Source organism: Limosilactobacillus walteri, from assembly GCF_014830205.1.
Taxonomy (GTDB): Bacteria; Bacillota; Bacilli; order Lactobacillales; family Lactobacillaceae; genus Limosilactobacillus; species Limosilactobacillus walteri.
On record NZ_QORN01000049.1, the window covers coordinates 1 to 22,567 of the forward strand.

22 protein-coding genes and 2 pseudogenes are annotated in these 22,567 nt (G+C 35.3%); 16 read left to right on the forward strand and 8 right to left on the reverse strand.

From position 1 onward, the window contains the following. Positions 1-599 (reverse strand): annotated as a pseudogene (locus DTK66_RS09860) (MmcQ/YjbR family DNA-binding protein); the annotation flags it as partial. A 151-nt stretch (positions 600-750) separates the two neighbouring features. On the opposite strand from DTK66_RS09860, the gene DTK66_RS09865 reads away from it, so the two are divergent. Then, entirely contained in the window at positions 751-1,734 is a 984-nt protein-coding gene (locus tag DTK66_RS09865; protein WP_225209072.1) for a zinc-binding dehydrogenase, read from the forward strand. A gap of 106 nt (positions 1,735-1,840) precedes the next feature. Here the strand turns inward: DTK66_RS09865 and DTK66_RS09870 are convergent, their stop codons facing one another. The 5 genes and pseudogenes from DTK66_RS09870 to DTK66_RS09890 all read right to left on the reverse strand — a co-directional run bounded on the left by DTK66_RS09870 (position 1,841) and on the right by DTK66_RS09890 (position 8,432). Continuing rightward, entirely contained in the window at positions 1,841-2,518 is a 678-nt protein-coding gene (locus DTK66_RS09870) for an MgtC/SapB family protein (RefSeq protein ID WP_225209073.1), read from the reverse strand. A 598-nt stretch (positions 2,519-3,116) separates the two neighbouring features. Further along, positions 3,117-3,428 carry a hypothetical protein gene (locus DTK66_RS09875; RefSeq protein WP_153930919.1) on the reverse strand — a complete coding sequence of 104 codons (312 nt, stop codon included), beginning with the start codon at positions 3,426-3,428 and terminating at the stop codon, positions 3,117-3,119. Positions 3,429-4,347: 919 nt separating this feature from the next. Next, a pseudogene (locus tag DTK66_RS09880) lies at positions 4,348-6,507 on the reverse strand (peptide cleavage/export ABC transporter). A 17-nt stretch (positions 6,508-6,524) separates the two neighbouring features. Then, entirely contained in the window at positions 6,525-7,295 is a 771-nt protein-coding gene (locus DTK66_RS09885; RefSeq protein WP_153930921.1) for a LytR/AlgR family response regulator transcription factor, read from the reverse strand. Positions 7,296-7,307: 12 nt separating this feature from the next. Continuing rightward, positions 7,308-8,432: a GHKL domain-containing protein gene (locus tag DTK66_RS09890; RefSeq protein ID WP_225209074.1), complete on the reverse strand. Its 1,125-nt coding sequence runs from the start codon at positions 8,430-8,432 to the stop codon at positions 7,308-7,310. Between the two features lie 623 nt (positions 8,433-9,055). On the opposite strand from DTK66_RS09890, the gene DTK66_RS09895 reads away from it, so the two are divergent. Beyond that, a complete protein-coding gene (locus DTK66_RS09895; protein WP_191668554.1) occupies positions 9,056-9,262 on the forward strand; it encodes a Blp family class II bacteriocin in 207 nt (68 codons plus the stop codon). Positions 9,263-10,070: 808 nt separating this feature from the next. Here DTK66_RS09895 and hpt read toward each other — a convergent pair. Then, positions 10,071-10,610 carry a hypoxanthine phosphoribosyltransferase gene (hpt, locus tag DTK66_RS09900; protein WP_191668555.1) on the reverse strand — a complete coding sequence of 180 codons (540 nt, stop codon included), beginning with the start codon at positions 10,608-10,610 and terminating at the stop codon, positions 10,071-10,073. 287 nt (positions 10,611-10,897) lie between these two features. Between hpt and DTK66_RS09905 the strand changes: the two genes are divergently transcribed. From DTK66_RS09905 to DTK66_RS09920, 4 genes are all read left to right on the forward strand, one after another. Beyond that, on the forward strand, positions 10,898-11,914 hold the full coding sequence (locus tag DTK66_RS09905; RefSeq protein ID WP_191668567.1) for a serine hydrolase domain-containing protein: 1,017 nt from the start codon (positions 10,898-10,900) through the stop codon (positions 11,912-11,914). A gap of 137 nt (positions 11,915-12,051) precedes the next feature. Then, positions 12,052-12,732 (forward strand): response regulator transcription factor, encoded by a 681-nt coding sequence (locus DTK66_RS09910; protein WP_191668556.1) that lies wholly within the window; start codon positions 12,052-12,054, stop codon positions 12,730-12,732. Continuing rightward, positions 12,729-14,066 (forward strand): sensor histidine kinase, encoded by a 1,338-nt coding sequence (locus tag DTK66_RS09915; protein WP_191668557.1) that lies wholly within the window; start codon positions 12,729-12,731, stop codon positions 14,064-14,066. The genes DTK66_RS09910 and DTK66_RS09915 overlap by 4 nt, the downstream gene beginning before the upstream one ends. A gap of 100 nt (positions 14,067-14,166) precedes the next feature. After that, positions 14,167-14,817: a PepSY domain-containing protein gene (locus DTK66_RS09920; RefSeq protein ID WP_191668558.1), complete on the forward strand. Its 651-nt coding sequence runs from the start codon at positions 14,167-14,169 to the stop codon at positions 14,815-14,817. A 126-nt stretch (positions 14,818-14,943) separates the two neighbouring features. On the opposite strand, the gene DTK66_RS09925 is transcribed toward DTK66_RS09920, so the two are convergent. Then, on the reverse strand, positions 14,944-15,264 hold the full coding sequence (locus tag DTK66_RS09925; RefSeq protein WP_191668559.1) for a carboxymuconolactone decarboxylase family protein: 321 nt from the start codon (positions 15,262-15,264) through the stop codon (positions 14,944-14,946). A gap of 210 nt (positions 15,265-15,474) precedes the next feature. Here DTK66_RS09925 and DTK66_RS09930 point away from each other — a divergent pair, with 210 nt between their 5' ends. From DTK66_RS09930 to DTK66_RS09975, 10 genes are all read left to right on the forward strand, one after another. After that, positions 15,475-16,071, forward strand: a complete 597-nt coding sequence (locus DTK66_RS09930) for an MBL fold metallo-hydrolase (RefSeq protein WP_191668560.1) — start codon at positions 15,475-15,477, stop codon at positions 16,069-16,071. 41 nt (positions 16,072-16,112) lie between these two features. Beyond that, positions 16,113-16,553 (forward strand): MerR family transcriptional regulator, encoded by a 441-nt coding sequence (locus DTK66_RS09935; protein ID WP_191668561.1) that lies wholly within the window; start codon positions 16,113-16,115, stop codon positions 16,551-16,553. A 113-nt stretch (positions 16,554-16,666) separates the two neighbouring features. Beyond that, positions 16,667-17,152, forward strand: a complete 486-nt coding sequence (locus tag DTK66_RS09940; RefSeq protein WP_153930932.1) for a flavodoxin — start codon at positions 16,667-16,669, stop codon at positions 17,150-17,152. Between the two features lie 82 nt (positions 17,153-17,234). Continuing rightward, positions 17,235-18,095, forward strand: a complete 861-nt coding sequence (locus DTK66_RS09945) for an alpha/beta hydrolase (RefSeq protein ID WP_191668562.1) — start codon at positions 17,235-17,237, stop codon at positions 18,093-18,095. Positions 18,096-18,199: 104 nt separating this feature from the next. Beyond that, the gene (locus DTK66_RS09950; RefSeq protein ID WP_191668563.1) at positions 18,200-18,739 is read left to right on the forward strand and encodes a phenolic acid decarboxylase; all 540 of its coding nucleotides are present in this window, start codon (positions 18,200-18,202) and stop codon (positions 18,737-18,739) included. Between the two features lie 42 nt (positions 18,740-18,781). Continuing rightward, positions 18,782-19,324: a PadR family transcriptional regulator gene (locus DTK66_RS09955; protein ID WP_191668564.1), complete on the forward strand. Its 543-nt coding sequence runs from the start codon at positions 18,782-18,784 to the stop codon at positions 19,322-19,324. Between the two features lie 2 nt (positions 19,325-19,326). Beyond that, a complete protein-coding gene (locus DTK66_RS09960) occupies positions 19,327-19,926 on the forward strand; it encodes an NAD(P)H-binding protein (protein ID WP_191668565.1) in 600 nt (199 codons plus the stop codon). Between the two features lie 100 nt (positions 19,927-20,026). Continuing rightward, on the forward strand, positions 20,027-21,025 hold the full coding sequence (locus tag DTK66_RS09965) for a DUF1002 domain-containing protein (protein WP_191668566.1): 999 nt from the start codon (positions 20,027-20,029) through the stop codon (positions 21,023-21,025). Between the two features lie 21 nt (positions 21,026-21,046). Further along, a complete protein-coding gene (psiE, locus tag DTK66_RS09970) occupies positions 21,047-21,448 on the forward strand; it encodes a phosphate-starvation-inducible protein PsiE (protein ID WP_153930943.1) in 402 nt (133 codons plus the stop codon). Between the two features lie 211 nt (positions 21,449-21,659). Beyond that, positions 21,660-22,463 (forward strand): SDR family NAD(P)-dependent oxidoreductase, encoded by an 804-nt coding sequence (locus tag DTK66_RS09975; protein ID WP_153930944.1) that lies wholly within the window; start codon positions 21,660-21,662, stop codon positions 22,461-22,463. Positions 22,464-22,567 lie beyond the last annotated feature (104 nt).

A 22,567-nucleotide genomic window follows, 5' to 3' on the forward strand; every position in this document is an offset into this window, starting at 1 on the left:
TTGACGGGACATAGTGCCAAGTGATAACCTGGCTGAATGCCTTTTTGTTTTAGTAATGCTGGTCGTTCTTGAGGTGAGCAACGAAAATCAATAACATCCACACGCTCACGAGAATTAGGGGTGGGCTGATTAGTTAGTCGGGCCCGCGGAATATTCATTACCAGGCCATACCATTTTTGCGACTGCGGTTCCCGAAAAACTGCATAGTCCGGCAATCGTTTAAATACGAACTCGGGCTGATCATGAAACTGTTGGTTAATCCAGTCAGCTAGGCGGTTAGCTTGATTGCTGTGAAAGGGTTCGGCAACAAAGCATTGGCTAGCGATGCTCTTTAATAATTCTATATATGCTGCCTTGACTTGAGCGGCGAAAGGACCACAGTGAATCGCCCGTAATGGCATATATTCGTCGCCAGTACTATTATCGATCACAGACCCACTTACTTTCGCATCATGATTAATTCTGATGATTGCGTGAAATTGTCCGTTCATGAAGTCTTGCTCGAGTTGGTAAGTGGATTGCTGCTTAACAAAGCCTGCGCCCACTAGCTTGCTAAAAATTGGTCGTTGTTTTTCAAAAGTTTCTTCTTCAATCGTCATCATAACGCTCCTTGGTTATTTTCCTAATTATAAACCGAATCATTTTACTAGCCTAAACTAATGTGAATCGATATTTTTTGATAAATATGTTTGACTGTAACCTTACGTCATAGACTATAGTCATAATATCGAATGAAAAGAGGTTATTAAAATGATGAAAATGAAGGCAATCAAACTCACTCAACCATGTAAAGCTAGTGAATTAGTTCCGACTACTGTTGAAATTCCTGAATTAAAGCCCGGCTATGCCCTCATCAAGGTAAAGGCCTTTGGAGTTAATGAATCCGAGGTAACAAGTCGTAAAGGTGAATCATCCTCTGACTTTAAGTATCCCCGCATTCTGGGAATTGAGGGGGTTGGCGTGATTGACAAGGTAAATCCAGGTTCTTCTTTCAAAGTCGGCCAAAAGGTTGCCACAATGATGGGTGGCATGGGTCGCGCCATTGACGGTTCCTATGCTGAATACATGTTAATTAAGGAAAAGAACTTAATCCCCTTTGAAAGTAACTTGGACTGGTCAATTATTGGTGCTTTACCAGAAATGCTCCAAACAGCTTATGGTTCTATTAGCCAAGGATTGCATATTAAAAAAGATGACGTCCTCTTGGTGCGGGGCGGCAGTTCCACGGTTGGCTTGATGGCTTCGGTGTTAGCACATCATCTGGGTGCAAAAGTGATTGCAACGACCCGCAATGAAAAAAAGCTTGCCACGATGAAAGATCTGGGAATCGATTATCCACTCTTAGATAATTCGGCTTTCGTTGAAGAAGTTAAGAAGATTGCCCCAGCTAAAGTTGATAAGGTTCTTGAACTAGTTGGCTTTTCAACCCTTTTCCAAGATATGAGCTTAGTCAAAGAAGGGGGCTACACTTGCTTTACTGGTGCCCTCGGTGGCAAGTGGACGCTGGATAACTTCTCGCCATTTATGATTCCAACGGGGATCTTCTTGACTAGTTATGCTGGTGAAGCGAAGGATTTGCCAACTAAATACTTTAACCAAATTCTCCAACTGATTGAAGAGCATAAGTTAACTGTGCCGATTGCGAAGGTGTACCATGGCTTAACGGAAGTTGGTGAAGCTCAAGCTAACCTAGAGTCAGGTAAGTTTAGCGGGAAGCATGTTGTCGTACTTTAATGGATTTATGATATTGGTTTTGAAACAGGCAGGGTTCGCGGTTCTTTAGCTAAAATAAGGTAACAAAAAATCAGGTGGCAATGTGATGCTACCTGATTTCTTTTTGCTATTCTAATTCGACATTTTTTATATTATCCATTCTAATGAGGTAATCGAAAATATCTTCTGCTCGGATTTTGGATCGTAGTTCGCCAAAAATACGGCAGGTAACTTTTCCGTTTTCATAACTGTAAATGGTGTATCTTAATGGGGTCTTAAAATAGCGATGATTTAATTGTTCGATAATATCGTGAAGTTGGTCAGTATTTCCGTCTAGGAGGACAAAACAGGAAAAGCCTTTTCCTTGGTGAAGAGCGAATTGATCAATATATTTACCTAAAACTTCAGCTAACAAAACACAGGCAGTGCCAATAATCCCAATACTATATAGGCCGCTTCCGTAAGCAAGACCAATGGCACCAGTCACCCAAATTCCAGCGGCAGTTGTTAAACCATCAATAATCTGATCATGGCGGTTAATAATCGTCCCTGCCCCTAGAAAACCGATCCCGCTAACAACTTGGGCGGCAATACGGGAGGGGTCAACAGCCCAGTTACTATGGGTGATTCTGAGTAGATCAAAGAAGCCGTATTTAGAAACAATCATTACGAGGGCAGCTCCAAGAGCAATTAGCGAATGAGTCCTAATTCCCGCGTTCTTAGCCTTACTTTTCCGTTCAAATCCGATAATTCCACCACAAAAGGCAGCTAAAAGCATTCGCAAACACCAGTCAAGCTCTTGCAAAATGACACCTCCCCACACTACAGATAATTCTGTACTAACTTTACTATAGCGCTTTCAGTAATTTAAAGCCAAGATTAAAGCGTGAATGGAGATATTTAATATTCGCTTTGGGTTAGTATCTTCACGGTTAATCAAGTTTAAATTGGGGATGTTTTAATGCTATGGAATGTAAAGTAATAAAGGAGGGGAGCGTGGGTATAGAGAAAATTAAAAGGAGCTGTGACATAAGTCTCTTAGTTTAACAATATTCTTTAGGGGCTATTTAATAGAATGGACCCTATAGAGTTCAATGAGATAACTGTTTCTTAAGTTTGATATACCTATACAGTGAACACATTTCCTCAAATAAAGTTACTATGAAGCAAAAGTGAATTACTTCTTTTAGCCATTCCCAAGGAATGCTATCCCCAGAAACAATCCCGCCTAGCATAATAAATAATGCAAAGGTATATCCACAAAGGTCATTTTTAATTGAGTTTATATTATATTGGGAATCTTTATGAGGTTTAGTCATTGTTTAACTCCTTTTTGACATCGCAGAAGTGAATAGTGACCTTGCAGACACCCCGCTACTAGTTTGGATAAATAATTAGCTAATCTAATTTTTATCTATTTTTTGCAGTCTTCTCATTTCATAGTTATATCCATTTATAAAATCTACGATTTCCTGCATCTTATGTATAAAAATAAAATTTAAAAATTCAAATAATAATTTAGGATAGTGCTTAAACGCCTTTCTACTTTGATAATCATTCTGGGCTTGAAACTTTCCTTTATCAAAATCCGATAGACTGTTAAAATCATCAGACTTATGACTGTAATTTTTAGCTTTATAATAGTTGTAATCTTTGGAATACAAGCCGTTTTCATGATTATGCTTAATTAAATCATGTAGCTTTAATAAAAACATAAAGGTCACCTCAACTTTTAATTTTGGCTATAATGCTTTCAGCATATCAAAAGTAGGCTTCATTTATTTATTACTTATTATGGGTTCATCTGCATAGTGTGCAAAATGAATAGAAATAGACCCTATTATTTTATTTAATTGGTAGGGGTAAAACCACTAGAATGAAATATAATATTTTCTTCCATAGTGGCCAGTCTTTTATTTTGTCCTTATCTGAAACGTACTTAAACATATTAAAACTCGCTTTCTACCCTTATCAAAAACAACTACACCGTTAATAAATAAAATATTCTATGCTGAACAAAAAAGGAACGTTTAACCCATTATTGTTATCTAATCTCATGAAGTTACTCCGCTTACGTAGTTTATCTAATAGTATCAAAAGAGGAGTAAAAGAACTATCGAAAATTTGAGCATAAAAAAGAGCGCCTTTTCAGATGCCCCGCCTGCTCGGATAAGTAACCAACTGATCCAACTTGCACACAGCATTTTTCTCTTTGTATTGCTGCCTCTTTCAAAAAAGCAGCTGAAAAAACTGATTAAGTTTTTAAAGAAAATGTTTGGTTAATCCATTCATTTCAGCAGAATAAACTAGCGTCTGTCTTTGCGACAGGCGTTTTTTATATACATAATTAAAAGCACTTAGCATCGTAAGTATACAGAAGGCTTTTGTATTCCTGATACCTAAATTATTCTTCATAATAATCAAACGGGGAATAAAGGATAATACTTTAATGTTGGAAGTATTTTAATAACCAAGTTCCACTAACAGAGATAATTGGTACTAGCCAAATAGTTGTAAGATGCTTTATAGAAGGTCTAGTAACTAATTGATAGATAAAATTGATCATAATATTGCTCCTTTTACAGTAAATATAGAATTTATTAATTGATAAATTGGGATTAGTAATAGTTTGTATTAATACTTCTGAAGTAGATTGAAATACAAGCCATGCTCTTTGAGTAACTGGTTGTGACTTCCTTGCTCTACGATTGCTCCGTTGTCAATTACAGTAATATTATTTGTAATCTTCGCAATTGAGAGACGGTGAGCGATAAAGATAATAGTCTTTGAAGTTAGATTTATAAGATTTTTAACAAGTTTTTCCTCTGTTATGATATCTAAGCCACTTGTCGATTCATCGAGAATAATGACTTTAGCTGGAGATAATAATGCGCGTGCAATTGTAAGACGTTGTTTTTGTCCACCAGAAAGTATAGTAGCATTTTCATCTAGTTTACTATCATATCCTAATGATAGATGCATAATATCATCATGAATCATCGCAATTTTACAAGCTTTAGTAATATCTACATCAGTAATATTTGCTCTACTTCCCAAAAGTAAATTTTCTTTAATTGTTCCAGAAAATGTATAAGGGCTTTGAGGAATATAGTTAATAAAAGAGCGTAAGGTTGCTTTGTCTACATCTAATATATTTAAACCATTGATAAGAATGTTGCCAGTTGTAGGGTTGAAATAATTTACCAAGAGCTTCATTAATGTAGACTTTCCTGAACCACTCATACCAACAATTGTCATTTTCGTACCAGGAGTAATCTTCCAATTAATATTTTTTAGAATAGGATGACTATACTCATAACTATAATTAACATTTTTAAGCTCAATATCACCATTAGTTATTTGTTGAGATAATTGTTTATTTCCGAATTCGTCTTGTACCATGTAAACTTCATTTAAACGATTATTTGCAACTTGTGCACTCTGAATTTTAGGTTGTAAGTTAATAATATTTTGGAGTGGTGTAATAAAATATACAAGAAGTGCGTTATATGTCATCAATTGTCCTATTGTAAATTGATTATTAATAACTTGAATTGCACCAAACCAAAGAATTATGAGGTTAAATGCTAATTGAGTAAGACCTTTAAGACTCTGCTGAATACTATTTAATTTAGTATGTGCTAATGATTTATGTAAAAAATCATTAAATTCATTTTCAATTTTAGTTAAACAGCTTTTTTCACCATTTAATGATTTAATAGTTTCGATTCCACGAATATCCTCTATAATCGATGCACTTACAGTAGCATTACTTTCCATTTCTTTTTGGTTTAGAACTTTGAATGAGTGGGTAAAAGAACCTATTATGACAAGGTATACGGGAATTGTAATTAAAGTTAGTATAAATAGTTTTAAATTTTGGATTGCCAGAGTAATACCAATAATGCATAGCATAGTTGTGTCTAGAAAAATAGATATTATAGAATTAACGAGAGCATCAATTACTTTATTAGCATCAGTAAACCTTGAAACTATATCTCCTGTTTTTCTGGTTGAAAAGAATTCCATGGGGAGTTTAAGAACATGCTTAATGTAATCTAGAAGAATAGTTTTCGATAGTCTTTGACCTAGAGTTGCTAATAGATAGTCTCTTGTAAAGTTAAATAATGAATTTGCTACATATGCTATTAGTAGTCCAATACAAATTATGTTTAAAGGTGTTAGTAATTTATAAGGGATCAATCTATCAATTAAGCCTTGGAAAAAGTATGAGCTTATTATATTGATAAATGTTACTAAAAATGCTGATGTAACAATGCCTATTAATAACTTCTTCTGCTCTATGACAGGAATGATTAACCTCTTTAGTGTAGGTAATTGTTCTTGAATAACTTTATAATCATTAGCAGGATTAACGAAAATTGCAATTCCGGTCTATTCTTGAAAGAAAGCTTCTTTAGATACTTTTTGAACTTTTATGTTTGGATTTGGATCTGCAATAATAAGATGATTTTTTGCGTTTTTAACGACTACACAGTAATGTAATAAGCCGGTATCCTTTTTAATGAGATGTGCAATAAAAGGGTAAGAAGCTTCGTTAGAGCTAAAAAGATTTATATCTGCTTGATAAGCAGCAACGTTAAGCTTATACTTTTTAGCGGCTTCGACAATACCTAAAGCAGTTGTACCTTCAGTAGTTGTTTTAGTAGCTTTTCTTAAAGTTGCAAGTGAAACTTTAGAGCCAAATTTACGAAGAATCATGGATAGTGCGGCTACTCCACAATCTGCTTCGTCAACTTGACTTACATAGTATTTATTAAATGCGTTATACATAAAAATACCCCACTAATCTATAATTTCTCCTTATAGATTTTATTTAGTTCTTTTGTTCGACTCCGAGAAAATTTGATTTTATCGCCATTGATAAACGTTACGATTCGGCTTTTTGTATTGATTGATTCGATGTTTTGCGGATTGATCAGAGCTGATTGTGATGCCTTAAAAAAGAATGAATAATTCTGTTCAACATCTTTTATATTGCCGGAAAATTCTCCTTGCCCATTAATAGTTACTATTTTTAGCTTATGTGGAAACTTAGTAGTAGTAATGTAAAGAATATTATTGAAATTTACGTTTATAATTCTCGTACCAATTTTATATTTAAATGTGTGTGTTTGAATATACTCAAACTGGTTAAGGTGCCTAATTGCTAACTCTAATGTTTCTGTTAATCGCCGTTGCAATTTTCGTTGGTCAGTTGTCTTGACAATATAATCTAATGGATTAATTCGTCTTTGAAAGGTAAGAAAAGCAAGTTCTTCATGGGTGGTAATAAAGATAATTTGGGCGTTACGATGCTTTTTTTGAATTTGCTGAGCTAATGCTAAACCTGCTTGAGATTGTTTGTTTTCGTCTAATTGAATATCTAAGAACGCAACGATATTAGTTAAGTCTGGATTAGATTCTAGATAATCTAAAATACTAGCTGCATCAGTGGCAATTAGATCCACGTTAGGGTGTATATCGTCTTCTTCCAGAATAATTGACGACATTTTTAATAATGTGGCAATATTTTTAGCTTGTAGCTGGTCATCATCGCAAACGAGTAGATGGTAGTCCATAAGTATTCCTTTCTATTCAATTGAAATTGTAAATGTAAAGTAACCATTATCGGAGGAGTAAGCAATATATACGTTGTGGTATTTGTTAGCTATTTTTTGAGCTGTTGCTAATCCAAGTCCCTCATGGTTAGTCTTATTTGTAATTCCTTCTTGATGAAGCTTATTGGTGCTAAGCTGCTTTCGACAAGTATTCTTAATTTCAAATTCTAACTTGTTAGGGGCACTTTGATACAGCATTGAATTGATTTCTACAGTACATGTTCCTAACTTTTTTAAAGCCTCACATTCTTCAAGAGCATTATCATAAGCGATCCCAATTATTCGAATTAAATCAAATAAATCGATATTTGGGAGATCATTAATTTTTGTTAAACATTCAAAATGATATTTAACATCTTTTTGGTAAATTGAATTTAATTTACTAATAAAGATACTCCGCAAGACATCATCTTTAATGTTTTTAGTATCTTGGAATTGCCAAAGAGAATCTTTACCAAGGTTATCTCGGGAATAATTTTCTAATTTATCAAGTAAGGCTTGATTATCACCATGGATGGCACTTAGTTTGAGACTATTTAGTAAGTTTTGATAATCATGTTTAAATCGTCTTAACTTCGATTGATTTTCTTCTAGATTTTGAATGAGAAATAATAAGTCTTTCTTTTCTTGAAGCTGGAGTTTCTTTTGCTGAATTTGTCTGCTAATTCGGTATATAAAGACCGTAAAACTACATTGAAGAACTAGTAAGCAAAAGATAACAATGAAGGCTGGTGTTACCCGTGGAGTTGTAAAAATAATAAATCCCGCGATATTTAAAGTAATAAAAAGATAAAATAAGATCCATAAATTAATAGTTGCATTTTTGTCTTCAATTTTGTCTAAGGGATGGTAATGGTAGAAAAGAATAAAGATAAATAAGTAAAAGATTGGATCAATAAATAGAATATAACTAGTTGGTAGTGAGAGTACTTTATCAATAGTAAATGTTGAGAAATCAGTTAAAATTGATGTGGCTAAAGTTAATAGGATAGCACCAATTAATTTAGGCTTAGGGGTTCTATTTTTAAAATAGAAATATAAGAAGCCACCCTCTAATATCGTTGACAGATACGCACCTATATAACCTAGGCCAATCATAAGAAATAAGATAGTGAAAATGATAGTCAAACGAAATGTATCTCGCTTAGTAACTTTGATTTTTATCAGATATAAGAATATTAAAAGTTCGAAAGCAAGAGCTTGGATTACTGATATAATTTGAATCAAAATATTCATACTTAAAATTAATTAATGGAAAATATGTCGTAAGCTGCTTATGATTTTATTGGTGTAAGTATATGTATTATTATTTACAGATTTAAATGTGAGTGCATAACCGTAACCACCTTTAATCGAAGATAGTTGTTGAGTTGATAGTTTTTTCATGAATAAACCTCTCCTATCTGTTTTATCAGTGGTTTATTGTAACAGGATATATCGATAAAATCATAAATCATCAAAAATGGTTGTTTGGCGTTCAAATTCTGCAAAAAAATGAGTCCGATTGTTTTATCATGAAAATGAGTGTATAAAAAAGAAGAATTTTCTATTATATCATATTTAAGTTCAGTTAAATCACTAATACAAATTTAATCATTATTTCAACATATCTGGAGAAGCAACTTAAATATGAATAATAACTGTCAAAATTGGAACTTATTCTAAAATTTCATGGAATAATCGTATGATTAAATTGAAAAATTTATAAGGAGATTATTTTTATGAATAAACTTGATAACTTTCAGTTAAAACAAATTTTGGGTGGCAAGAACACATGGGCACAGAATGTTATAGGCGTAGGACGTGCAACAGCTGCTGGAGCAGGGCTCGGTACAGCTATTTGTGGACCAGCTTGTGGATTTGTTGGTGCACATTATGGTGCTATTGCTTGGGCTGGAGTTGGCGGATATATTGGATATCGTCATTAATATTGGAGGAGTTTATTATAAAGAAAGGTTTATTAGATTCATTATTCTTTTTTACGATTGCTTTGATTTATCTGATATTTGATCGTAATTTTGGAATGATTTTATCGGGGATCTTTTGTGGAGTGTCCTTACTAATTAGTAATCTAGGTAGGAAATTTTTATATTTACAGACAGTATTGTTTATAGTCTTTGGATTATTACTTTTTATTGTGTATAAAGACCTATGGTTATCTGTAATATTGATTTTAATTGGTTTAATTATATTTATATTTTATCTTAGAGATAAAATATGCAGATAGAGGATATTCTAATGTTGCTAGAAATTATAAGTTATGTATTTTCGGAGAAAATAGGATGCAGCAATTAACAAATAAACAATTAGTATTTATTACTGGTGCCGGAATCGGCGGATATGCGGCGTACCGTTGGTGACTTTTGTGAAATTCCAAAAAAAGCTTGATATTACTGAAACAATAATATTTTTATTTATTAGTGTTGAGTATTATAAGTATAATAATCTAGGTATGTTTTCTCTCATGTTTCTTTTTGGAATAATGTCATTCATTAGTTGTTTAAATAAGAAATATGTCTTTTTAGAAGGAATAGCAATAATCTTATATGCTATGCTTATTTTGATCATTCGTATAGATTTATGGCCCGGTGCATTGGCATGTATAGTAATAGGATTGTTAATCTTATTTTTCTATCAAATGAGGATTAACAATAAATAGTGTAGAAAGAAATAATAATATAAATAAACGCCCTCTGAAAGTTCATGTAAGCTTACAGGGGGCGTTAAATTGTTAAGCTAGTTTTCGTAAACAGCCCGTTTAAGGACGCCGACAAAGGGGAGGTTTCGGTATAAGCCATTGTAGTCTAAGCCATAACCAACGATAAATTCATTGGGAACCTTAAAACCAACATAATCAGCTTCGACATCAGCTTCACGGCGGTCAGGTTTATCTAAGAAGGAGCAGATTTCAATACTTTTGGCACCACGATTAGCAAGAAGGTCGGCAAGATATTTTAAGGTGTGTCCGGTATCAATAATGTCTTCCATGATGATAACCGGACGGCCTGTAATGTCGTGGGTCAAATCTTGAACTAGCTTAACTTTACCAGTTGATTCAGAGCCGTCTTCGTAACTTGAAACATCGACGTAATCAACGTTGAGCTTAAAATTCAATCGTCTCATGATATCTGTCGTAAAGACCATCGCGCCAGTCATAACTGAAACAAGAATAGGAAATTCATCTTGATACTTATTAGTGAGAGTAGTTGCCATTTCATCTAAACGGTGGTCAACCTGATCTTGAGTGTATAAAACTTTTTCGATGTCGTTATTCATTCTGGTTCTCCCTTAGTTAATGTTCGTTATTTACGAACTATTTTAACGGTTTTTATTTATTAACGTTAGCATTTTAACATAAACAGAATAAAATTAAAGGGTTTTGACAAGAAAAGTTGATTTTTTGACGGTTTACTTTATAGCATTTTAGGTGATTGTGTTCGTTTCATGGGAGAGAAAAATAAAAATATTTTATATAATTAGATAGAGGATGAATAAACAGCATTTATAAAAGCTTGTCTTAAAAATATTGCTTGCGTGTTAAGTGAAGGGGATTACTTATAATGATGAAAAAAGCTAACTTGTTTTTGATACTCTGTTCTTTTGTATTATTTTTGATGGCAACACAACCGAGAGTCAAGGCTGATGAAACTGTAAATAAGGCAACGCAAGAGCAGCTTCGAGATTACTTAAAAGAGCATCATATTAATGGTGTCATGCTGGTTAATGGTAAAGCAGGTCAGCCAATTACCATCGAAAACAATGAAACTTCTGATAAAAGACAAATAGTAAAACCTAATCAATTATTTCCGGTTGCCTCCTTGCAAAAAATTATGACAGGGACTGCAATCTATCAATTAAAACAAAAGAAGCAGTTAGATTGGGATACTCCGCTGTATAAGTACTATCCGCAAGTCGCTGGTCATGAAGATATAACGATTCGTGAATTGATGAATCATACAAGTGGGTTAGTTAATAATGATCGACCATTTTCACCGCTTCGAGGAGAGAAACAGCAAATTGCTTATATGTTAAAGCATTTGAAGAATGATCATACCCACACTTGGGATTACCAGGATGTCGATTATGAGTTGTTGGCAGCTATTATTAGAAAACAAACGCATTCTAGTTATAATACTTATATTCAAAAGAATTTTGCTAAGCCGCTTCATCTGCGACAAATCAAAGACTTTTCTGAAGTTTCCCAACGTGAGGTTCCACAGACAATGGATCCTACAGCTGATTGGCATCGGGTAACAGTTACCACATCGTCTGATTTTGGGGCAGGAAACTTATTTGTATCCCCCAATGATTATTGGAAGTTTATGTATAATGGTGTCTTAAAAGATCCTAAAATAATAGGTTCATTTTACCAACAGGCAAAGGATCAAGAGGTAGCCTACTTTGGCGGGGTATACTTTGATGGTGACATTATCCGTGCTAACGGCAGTATTCCCGGATATAACAGTTGCTTTGTGGCTGACTATAAGACTAAGCGGATGATTATGCTGTTTTCTAATAACATTGATTATTTGAAATTAAAAGCTACTTCAGATGATATCCTCCATAACTATATGGAGTAATAATTTATTAACGAATAATACTATAAAAAAAGTTTCATATGAAACTTTTTTTGTTTACCTTCAATTACCGCTTTTTTTACAAAACGATTAAAATAGTAGTATAAGATGATAATCAGTCGTTGAAGGAGGCGGTAGGGATGGAAAAAGCTGTAATTATGTTGGTGGAAGATGAAGAAAGTTTAGCTAGTTTTATGATAACTGAGTTGGAACTTGAAGGTTATGAAGTTGTGTGGGCTAAAGATGGCCGAGAAGCATTAGAAATTTTCAAGGACAGAAAAATAACGTTGATTTTATTAGATTGGATGTTACCGATATATGATGGGTTAACAGTTCTGCGACGGATTAGGCAAACAAGTAATATCCCAATTATTATGATTACAGCGCGCAGTCAAACCTCTGATATCAGCATGGCCCTTGACCAAGGCTTAGATGATTATATTACCAAGCCGTTTGAAATTGAGGAACTGTTAGCTAGAATCCGTGTGGCCTTACGACGGTTGAAACAAGAAAAGGGTGAAAAACACACTTATACCTTTGGACCGTTTGAAATAGACTTATTGAAACATCAATTTTTAATGGATGGCAGTCAGATTCATTTGACACCCAAAGAATTTGCCCTAATGGCTATTTTGATTAAAGCACCGGGGATAGTGCATACACGTGATGAGTTACTTAATGAAATCTGGGGTTATGATTTTGATGGTCAGACGAATACCGTTGATGTTTATATTCGGGCTTTGCGAAATAAATTAGGCAAGCACCGTAACTTAATCAAAACAATTCGGGGAGTCGGCTATGTATTAGGTGCCAAAGCATGAAGAAAATTCAGCCAGTAACCGCAACACGGCAGTTAACGAAGCTTTTTTTAGGGTTATTTGCGACAATTTTAGTGGTTATTAACCTGCTTTTTGTTATTACAGCCAGTGATTTAATTTATCGTTATGCTGATGATCAGGCGGAAGAAGTAATTGAAACAATCGAGGAAGACTGGCCGGAAAATAAAAATCGTGAAACTTTTTTAAATGCATATGTTGCACGCCAAGATGATGATGCAATTGAAGTGCTTGATGGACAGGAAAAATTTACTTCTCCTAAGGCACATAAAATTTTTAAAAGAATAGATCATCGGAGTTTTGCGATTAAGAATTTACAATTAACGCAACATGGGGTTTATTATCTTCGACGAGAAAAACTGTACCATAATCGAATGGTAAAAATCGCCATTAACGTTGATGACTTAATAAAATTAGCAGGTTGGCTCTTGATAGTTACAATGCTAATTAGTCTTGGCGTAATCATATTTTCAATCCCAGCAATTCATCGATTGGCGCATCGGTGGACAAAACCGTTGACTAATTTGAGTGATGAAGTCGATACAACCACGCCGCAAAGTAATCAATTACAGAAGTTAACGATTCCCCAACAACCGCTAGAAGTGAAGAAGGTTGCACAATCCTTTAATCAACTATTAGAACGGCAATACCAAGTAATGCAACAGGAAAAAGAATTTATTGCAAATGCCTCTCATGAATTAAAGACGCCAATTGCCGGAATCTTGGGGCACGTAAACTTAATTCGCCGTCATGGAAAACAACATCCGGAATTAATTGCTAAGTCATTAAAGTATATTGATCAAGAAACGCAACGGATGAGCCAATTAGTAAATGAATTGCTTATTTTAGAGGGGCATCACACGAAGACCATGACGGAGGTCGATTTATCAAAGATTGTTGATTCTGAGGTTAAATCCTTACAAGGCGCATATCAACGTAAATTTATTACTAAATTACCGCCCAAAGTATTTTATCGAATGACGACAGGAGACTTTCAAAGCTTAGTCCATAACTTGCTAGAAAATGCGGCTAAATATTCACCAGTTAATTCCACGATTAATATTCAGCTAACGACAGGTAATGGTCAAATAATTTTTAATGTGGCTGATCAAGGTCGGGGAATTGCCAAAGAAAATCGCACTAAAGTTTTTGACCGCTTTTATCGGGAAGATGAGTCACATTCAAATACAATTGCTGGTTCAGGAATTGGCCTGGCAATTGTGAAAATGATCGTTGAAAAATATCATGGGCGAATAACCATCCATGACAATGATCCCGTGGGAACTATCTTCACAGTTTACCTTCCGCAACAAAAATGAAGATTTTTTCATTATACTTTCACCTGTTTTTGGTTTTTATAAGCGCGTTATTTCGTAAAATAAAATCATCAACAGGAGATTATGAAGGGAAGGATATAAAATGACTGAAAAAATGGATAAAAGACAAAATAACCAACAAAACACAACAAACAACAAGCAACGAAAATTCCCTAAAATGACGAAAAAATTACTCATTACAGCGTGTATCGGTGGCGGAATTCTGTTAGGTGCTGGCGGAACAGTGGGTGTAATGGCTACCCATGGTGATTACGATCGAATTGAAGCCGCGGTTAAGCACGAAAAACTGGCTAATAAGAATGATATTAAAATTGACCAACAAGCAGCAATTGATCAATTTAACCAAAAATACAAAGATAAGCAAATTAACGAAGTGGAATTGGAAAGCGACAACGGCAAGTATGTATACAAGATCAAGGGCTTTGATAACACAAATGAATACAAGGTCAAAGTTAATGCTAAGGATGGCAAAGTAATCTCATCAAAATCAGAAAAGCTTGATGAGAATGATAAAAAGTATGCTCTTGACCTTAATAAAACAATCAGCCGTGACGAAGCCAGTCAAATTGCGGAAAAAGCTGCTAAAAAGGGAAGCAGCATCGAGTGGAAGTTAGAACAAGAAAAGAAAGATCAACCGGTATGGGAGGTTAAGGTTAAAGACGGCAAGACCGTTAAAGAAGTTAACATTAACGCTGCTTCCAAGAAGGTATTAAAAGTTGAAAATGATCATTAGTTAATATGAATAAAGACCCCCTCATGTTTCTAAAACGGACATGAGGGGGTCTTTAGATTATTGTCTTGTATTACTTATGACTTTACTGATTCACCAAGGATCAGGAAAACGGGTCAATTAATACCCTTAGTCGTCCCAAACTTTCTTTGCGACATTAAAGGCTGACCAGGCATTTGGCCAGCCGACGTAGAAGGCCAGCTGGGTAATCATTTCTGCAATTTCTTCTTTAGTAATACCATTGTTCTTCGCAGTCTGCATATGATAAGGGAGTTGTTCAAAAGCGCCCTTAGTAATTAATGCGGTTACGGTAAGAAAACTTCGATCACGAGGGCTTAATTCTTTTTCTCGTGCCCAAACTTGGCCAAATAATACATCATCATTTAATTCTGCAAATTTCGGGGCGAAATCCCCAAGTTGGTCCCGGCCGGCGGTTTGTTTTTTAACCATCACAATCATCCTTTCTAGTTAACTGTAAGTCACCTTTACTATAACGGCACAAGGAACAAATTTAAAATGCTAATAATAATTAGAAATCAATGCAAAAAGTAAATAAAAAGCAATCATATGAATTGTGACTCTAAAAAGAGATAATCTGGTGATCCTGTATTAAAATTAGTAGTAAATGTATTTACTAATTTGATAGGTGATTAGAGGATAATGGTTAAATATAAAAAAACGATTAGGCTTAAATACGGAAACACTAACTGTTATTTAATTCAAGGAAGAAAGAAAAATATCTTAATTGATACTGACTGGGCAGGACTATTACCTAATTTTTTTAGATTATTAGGTGAGCATAAGTTGAAAGTACAGAATATTGATTATCTATTTGTAACACACTATCATCCTGATCACATGGGAATAGCGCAAAATTTAATAGAGTATGGCGTTAAGTTAGTAGTATTAGACTCTCAAGTAAACTATATTCACCAGTCTGATTATATCTTTAAAAGACAAGTTAATAGTAAATTTAAACCAATAGATGATAGCCAAGTTTTACATCTTTCAATTACGCAAAGTAGAAAGTTTTTAAAAGATTGTGGTATAAACGGGGAAATATTAAGTACCCCAGGTCATACCAATTGCTCAATTTCAATTGTTTTAGATAGCGGTGAAGCTTTTGTAGGAGATTTATACCCATATGACCAGGTAAGTTTATACGACAACCCAATTTTAACTGAGAGTTGGAAAAAACTGCAGGAAGCTAACGTTAAAATTGTTCACTTTGCGCACTATGCTGACGAAAGAATTTAATTTAGTCCTAAATAAACATTTAATATTGGGGGAGATTAATTATGGTCACAGCTGTAAAAACTTATTCGATTGGGGAAGTCTCCAAGATAACGGGACTGCCCAGTTCGACAATTCGTTATTATGATAGTCTTAACTTCCTTCCTTATTTAGAAAAGAGTCCACAAGGGATTCGGAAATTTACCCAACGCGATATTGATACAATCCGTATTGTAGAATGTCTAAAGAAATCAGGGCTGACGTTAAAAGAAATTCAAGCTTATACTAAAATGATTGCTCAAGGTGACCGGTCGATTGTTCAACGGCGCGAGCTTTTTTATACTACCCGTCAACGGTTATTAGACCAGATGCATGAAATGAAAAAGACCTTAAAAATGCTTGATTTTAAATGTGAATATTATGATCGGGCAATTGCCGATGGTACGGAAAAATATGTTTCAACCGATATGCAATTTTCAAAAGCTTTTCCAGAAACCGAAGATTAAAGCGCGGTTCGTAATTTTTAGGAAATTGCATTTTTATTATTGACTTAAAGTTAACTTTAAGTCGTATACTGACAGTGTTGAATAATATGTAATTAATAAAGGAGCGATTTCTAATGGCAAAGACGCTTGTATTGTACTACTCGGCAACAAATACGACTAAAAAGATTGCTGAACAAATTGCCCAAAAGCTAGGTGCTGATATTGCAGAGATTCATGCCGCCCAACCATATACTGCTGCTGATTTAGATTGGCATGATTCAAGCAGTCGAACATCAATTGAGCAGCATGAACATAATAGTCGGGTTGAAATTAAAGATGATCTTCCTGATATTAGCAATTACGATAATATTGTGATTGGCCACCCAATTTGGTGGGCGATTCCGCCACGGATGATTAGTTCCGTGATTGATCATTTGGACCTAAATGGTAAAAATTTAGGATTATTTGCTACTTCTGGTGGAACGAACTATGATCGGTCGCAAAGCTTTGTTGAACGGGCAATTAAAGAAAATAATTATGATACTAAGGTTAATCAAGGTGCGGTATTGAATGGGGCTAACCAAATCAACGCATGGATTGATGCACTAAATTTTGACTAGTTGATCGGGCTGCAGCTTATTACTTTCATCTAGCCAAGTATCATAGAGGTTCTTTACCGATGTTTTTGCAAAGGAGAAATAAATGAAAAAGTATTTTAAATTCGGATTAGGACTAGTGGTTGCCTTTGCTGTTATGGTAGGTTTTAAGCAACGTGTCTATGCCGTGACCCACTATGTTCAATCATCAACGCCAACAATCTTTGTTCACGGATGGGGGAGTAGTTCCCATGCCGAAGAAAAGATGGCTAACGCGGCCCGTGATGCGGGCGTAACTAAGACAATTGTTCGTGCTAACGTGGATAAAAAAGGAAAGGTCACTTTTAACCGCCAAATCCCTGCAAACTCGGTGAATCCAATTGTAGAGGTAAACTTAGAAGATAATAAATTAAGTGCGTACCAAGATGATTATATGAAAGGATATCATCGTGGTGGCGAATACGTTAAAAATGTCGTCTTAGCCCTGGAAAAGCAACATCATTATAAAAAAATTAACCTTGTCGGACATTCAATGGGTAATCTTGAAATAATCAACTACATTAATGATAATGTGAATAATAAAAAGTTACCCCAAGTAGCTCATTTAGTTGCCATTGCTGGTCATTATAATGGACTTGTTGGACAAAGTAATACGGCTAATGCGACTGTAAACCCTCAGACAGGTGAGCCGGATAAAATGGACTCATCTTATCGTGAATTATTAGGGTTAAGACAAGATTTTCCACGAAATACAGCGGTTCTTAATATTTACGGAGATGTTGGCGATGGCAGTCATTCTGATGAGGACGTGCCGGTTAATTCTGCTAAATCATTAAAATACTTAGTGGGTGAGCGGGCTAAGTCATATCGAGAAATTGAAATTCATGGTAAAAATGCCCAGCATAGTAAACTTCACGATAACGCCCAGGTCAATCGTGAGCTAATTAAGTTTTTGTGGGAAAAATAGTTGAGTTTGAGGTTGAGAAAAATTTTGCTTTCTCTCAGCCTCTTATTTATTTGACTTTCTGTCGATAACGACATAAAATATAAATGTTGAAAGGATGATAGAAAATGACAGAAAAATATTTTAAGACCCTTGATGATTTTTTAGGAACCCATTTTATTTATACCTACGATAATGGTTGGGAATATGAATGGTACGCTAAGAACGATCATACTGTTGATTACCGTATTCACGGTGGAATGGTAGCAGGTCGGTGGGTAAAAGACCAAGAAGCAAATATCGTAATGTTAACAGAAGGTATTTATAAAGTTGCTTGGACTGAACCAACGGGGACAGATGTAGCACTTGACTTTGTTCCTAATGAGAAGAAACTCAATGGGACGATTTTCTTTCCTGCATGGGTAAAACAACATCCCGAAATTACGGTAACTTTTCAAAATGAACATATCGATCGGATGCATGAAGCCCGTGAAAAATATGATACATATCCTAAATTAGTAGTTCCAGAGTTTGCTCATATCACTTATATGGGTGATGCTGGTCAAAATAACGAAGAAGTAATTTCTGAAGCACCATATGAGGGGCTTACTGATGATATCCGTGCAGGGCGTTACTTCGATGAAAATTACCACCGGATCAAGAAATAATTAGTATAATAAGGGAAGAATTAACGTTTGGAGGATTAAACTATGCCAAAGAAACGAATTCTTCCTTTTATTATTTTGGGAATTATTAATAACCATCCTCAAATTACTGGCCGCGAGATTACTGCTGAGTTTGCGACAGAGATTGGTGATTTTTGGAAAGCATCTCATAGTCAGGTCTACCCAGAGTTGAAGCGGATGTTTAATGATGGGTGGATTTATGATTCAAAAAGTAAAAATAATGCTAAAGAGCGGTACTATACAATAACAGCACAAGGACACGAAGTCTTAAATAAGTGGTTAGATCAGTTAGTAACGGACTTGCCAATCCATGAAGACCTGTTTTCATTAAAATTATTTTTTATTAAAGATCAGCATGATGAGCGGATTCCTCAACTAATTGCCCGCCAGTTGATACTATTAAAGAAAGAACTCAATTATTTGGAGCAACGTCGGCAAACAGTTTTCGCTAATGAAAAGACCATCCAAAATAATTATGGCCACTATTTAATCTTGACGCGGGCAATTTCACGTACGCAAGGGCAAATTCAGTGGTTAGAAGAAACGCAGAAACAGTTGGAGGAATAGCGATGAAAAATGTTTTAATTCTTGGAGCAACTGGGACTCTTGGGAGCGCGGTTCGACAAAACTTCTTAAAAAAGACTAATTATCATTTGACGCTATTTGCCCGTTCAGCAAATCAAATTGACCCTCGTCCGCAAGAAAGGGTAATTGCTGGTGATGTAATGAATGCTGCTGACCTTGATCGAGCAATGACCGGTCAAAATGCAATTTTTGTTGCGTTGCGGGGATCATTAGGAGCGTACGCAGATCGGATTATTGCCGCAATGAAACGTAATCATGTTTCGCGGTTGATTTTTATTACTTCGATGGGGATTTATAATGAAATTCCAAGTTCAATCGGGGCAAGTGGTAATTTAGAGCATAATCCAATTCTTCGTCCTTATCGTGAAGCAGCTGATACAATCGAAGCTTCAGATCTTAACTATACAATTATTCGCCCCGGTTGGTTTATGCGGGGACCAGTCGGCTATAAGATTACCCACAAAGGTGAGCCGTTCGGCGGTCAATATGTGACAATAAGTTCGATTGCTGATTTAGTATTACGATTAGTTAAAGATGACCAATTATATTCGCGTGATAGTGTCGGCATAAATACCCCCGCCTAATCATTAAACTGTTCTAAAGATATTAGTGATTCGCTAGTATTTTGAGGACAGTTTCTTTATTATTGAAATAGTTTATTTCGCGTTAAAAGGAGATAAAAAAGTGCGTTCAAAGAAATTAACTAAAGTATTAATTGCTTCAACACTTATGACGTCATTATTGGCGGTTCCTCTAAGTCAATCAATAGTCTATGCTGCTGAGACTGCTAGTAGTTCTAATAATGGGGCTAGCACGCAGACTCATACATTAAATAAATCATATGTTGTATATGGTGCGGGCGCAGCAGATAAAAGCGAGCTAGATAATGTTCTGGCGGTTGATGATAATTTTACAACCTTAACAGCGACTGCTAGTGATTATCAAAAATACATTAACCCTAATGGCTCCACAACGAATGCTGCTATGGTTAGTTCAGTTGCAATTGTTCCCACTGATCCGGGTTCTGGAATTAAAGTTAATGTGAAAAAGTTTAATGGTGAAGATAATATTACCAAAGTAACTGCTCAACAGTATGCCATGGTTGCGCAAATGGCAGGGGTAACGGACGTGACAATTACTGTAAGTGCCAACCGGGCGGTGTCGGGTGAGTCGGCGTTGACAGGAGTGTACAAGGCAATTGCTGCAGACGGTGTAAGCTTAAATGAGCAGAATACGCAGTCTGCTAATCAAATGCTGACGGCAACAAATGGTGCTATCGAGGCTAATAAGGACGATAGCAAGTATCCTGGTAAGTTAATGGCTGCCGTTGGTGATACGACAAAAGAAATAAATCAGCAAAAGAAGCAGGGAAATACGCCAACACAAAATGATATTCAAACGACGTTAAATCAGAAGCTAGAAGCACGTAATATCTACAATGAAACTAAGAATTATGAGCAGCCAATTATTAATGCTTTGGTTCAGTTTAATAATGCACCAATTAGTTCTAGTAAGGATTATAGTTCTCATGTGACTGACACTATTAATAATGTAAAAAATTCTTCAGGCGATATGATGAATAAGGCCAAGAAGTTTTTGAATTCTAAAGATGGGCAAGCTGTAAAACAAGAAGCCCAATCATGGTGGACGCGGTTTGTTAACTGGATTCGCAGTTGGTTTTAAGTAGGTTGGTGGAGAAGCAGAATGGAAAAAGTTAATCGATTTATTGTTAAATTTAGTCGTTTTCTTCAGTTCCTGACGATAATTGCAATGGCCTTGTTAGGTATCTGTTTGAGCGTTGTGTTATTTATTGAATTGTTCGACCTTAGCACGCAGCTATTTACTTTGAACCTTTCGAACATTTATTTTAAGATCCTTGATGATGTAATTATTTTCTTCTTATTCTTTGAATTTGTAGCGATGATTATTTCAGCTCTTAAACACAATGGTCATATTTCCGTTAATTTTTTAATGAGCTTAGGGGTCACGGCTTTGCTACGGGGACTTATTGCAACGCATGGTGAACCGGTTGAAATTGTCTTGTATGCTTTAGCAATCTTGTTACTAATTATTGGAATGGTTATTCTTAATCGTTTTATCAAATAACGTAAATAACTGAGAGAATGTCAAGAGGGCCCTAGCGTTCGGATTTTCCGAATACTAGAGCCCCTTTATGATGTCCGTTGTAGTATTTTCATATAGGAATCTTATATCACAGCCCTTAGTTTTAAGTGCATTATCCTTAAGTTTTGAAAACGAATTCAATATAATAAAAATATAGGCAACTATAAATTTATTAATTAAGGAAGGTATGGATATGAGCGATTTAACAGGAAAAGTTGCAATTGTAACAGCATGCAGCCGTGGTATCGGTTTTGCAATTGTTAAAAAGTTTGTTGAAGATGGTGCGACTGTTTACATGGCAGTTCGTGATAGTGATAAGGATATTAACCTGACTAATAAGCTACATGCGGAAAATGATCACTATCGGCGTGTAGTTTATAATGCAATTGATTTTAGCTCATATAAACCAATGGTTGACGAAGTAGTTAAGGATGCTGGGCGAATTGATGTCTTAGTTAATAATTTTGGAACAACTGATATTGTCCATGACTTAACATTGACAACTGGTGATCCCGAAAAATTCTTTGCTATTATCAAGGAAAATATTGGTAGTGTTTACTATGGGGCACGTTATGTTGTTGAACAAATGATGAAGCAGAAAACTGGTGGAAGCATCGTTAATATTTCGTCAGTAGCAGGAACAACGCCAGATGTTTCACGGTTAGCTTATACAACATCAAAGGCGGCTATTGATTCATTAACACGGAATATTGCCGTTCAATATGCTCGGCAACAGATCCGTTGTAATGCCGTCTTGCCAGGAATGGTTGATACCGATGCGATTAAGAAGTTATCTAAGGACTTCACGGAAACATTCTTGAATAATGTTCCGCTTGGCCGCTTTGTTGAACCTGAAGATATTGCAGATGCAGTTGCGTTCCTTGCAAGTGATGAGTCACGTAACATTACTGGGGAATTAATTCCTGTTTGTGGTGGCTTTGGTCTGCCAACCCCGATTTATAGCGATGTTATTAGTGGGAAGATTAAGCAAAACTAATTTTGATAAACTTAATAAGAAATCCTCTAGCAGCTCACGGTTGAGCCCTAGAGGATTTTTTTATTAATGTCTTTAGATCCTGTCTCCTACACACATCTCCGAGA

Excerpts from the sequence above, each read along its gene's own strand:
- DTK66_RS09940 (WP_153930932.1), top strand. The coding sequence starts at position 16,667 with ATGGCAAAGACGCTTGTATTGTACTACTCGGCAACAAATACGACTAAA.
- DTK66_RS09865 (WP_225209072.1), top strand. The coding sequence starts at position 751 with ATGATGAAAATGAAGGCAATCAAACTCACTCAACCATGTAAAGCTAGT.
- DTK66_RS09885 (WP_153930921.1), bottom strand. The coding sequence starts at position 7,295 with ATGGACTACCATCTACTCGTTTGCGATGATGACCAGCTACAAGCTAAA.
- DTK66_RS09915 (WP_191668557.1), top strand. The coding sequence starts at position 12,729 with ATGAAGAAAATTCAGCCAGTAACCGCAACACGGCAGTTAACGAAGCTT.
- DTK66_RS09935 (WP_191668561.1), top strand. The coding sequence starts at position 16,113 with ATGGTCACAGCTGTAAAAACTTATTCGATTGGGGAAGTCTCCAAGATA.
- DTK66_RS09930 (WP_191668560.1), top strand. The coding sequence starts at position 15,475 with ATGGTTAAATATAAAAAAACGATTAGGCTTAAATACGGAAACACTAAC.
- DTK66_RS09945 (WP_191668562.1), top strand. The coding sequence starts at position 17,235 with ATGAAAAAGTATTTTAAATTCGGATTAGGACTAGTGGTTGCCTTTGCT.
- DTK66_RS09890 (WP_225209074.1), bottom strand. The coding sequence starts at position 8,432 with ATGATTGGCCTAGGTTATATAGGTGCGTATCTGTCAACGATATTAGAG.
- DTK66_RS09950 (WP_191668563.1), top strand. The coding sequence starts at position 18,200 with ATGACAGAAAAATATTTTAAGACCCTTGATGATTTTTTAGGAACCCAT.
- DTK66_RS09905 (WP_191668567.1), top strand. The coding sequence starts at position 10,898 with ATGAAAAAAGCTAACTTGTTTTTGATACTCTGTTCTTTTGTATTATTT.
- DTK66_RS09955 (WP_191668564.1), top strand. The coding sequence starts at position 18,782 with ATGCCAAAGAAACGAATTCTTCCTTTTATTATTTTGGGAATTATTAAT.
- DTK66_RS09960 (WP_191668565.1), top strand. The coding sequence starts at position 19,327 with ATGAAAAATGTTTTAATTCTTGGAGCAACTGGGACTCTTGGGAGCGCG.
- psiE (WP_153930943.1), top strand. The coding sequence starts at position 21,047 with ATGGAAAAAGTTAATCGATTTATTGTTAAATTTAGTCGTTTTCTTCAG.
- DTK66_RS09925 (WP_191668559.1), bottom strand. The coding sequence starts at position 15,264 with ATGGTTAAAAAACAAACCGCCGGCCGGGACCAACTTGGGGATTTCGCC.
- hpt (WP_191668555.1), bottom strand. The coding sequence starts at position 10,610 with ATGAATAACGACATCGAAAAAGTTTTATACACTCAAGATCAGGTTGAC.
- DTK66_RS09910 (WP_191668556.1), top strand. The coding sequence starts at position 12,052 with ATGGAAAAAGCTGTAATTATGTTGGTGGAAGATGAAGAAAGTTTAGCT.
- DTK66_RS09875 (WP_153930919.1), bottom strand. The coding sequence starts at position 3,428 with ATGTTTTTATTAAAGCTACATGATTTAATTAAGCATAATCATGAAAAC.
- DTK66_RS09895 (WP_191668554.1), top strand. The coding sequence starts at position 9,056 with ATGAATAAACTTGATAACTTTCAGTTAAAACAAATTTTGGGTGGCAAG.
- DTK66_RS09975 (WP_153930944.1), top strand. The coding sequence starts at position 21,660 with ATGAGCGATTTAACAGGAAAAGTTGCAATTGTAACAGCATGCAGCCGT.
- DTK66_RS09920 (WP_191668558.1), top strand. The coding sequence starts at position 14,167 with ATGACTGAAAAAATGGATAAAAGACAAAATAACCAACAAAACACAACA.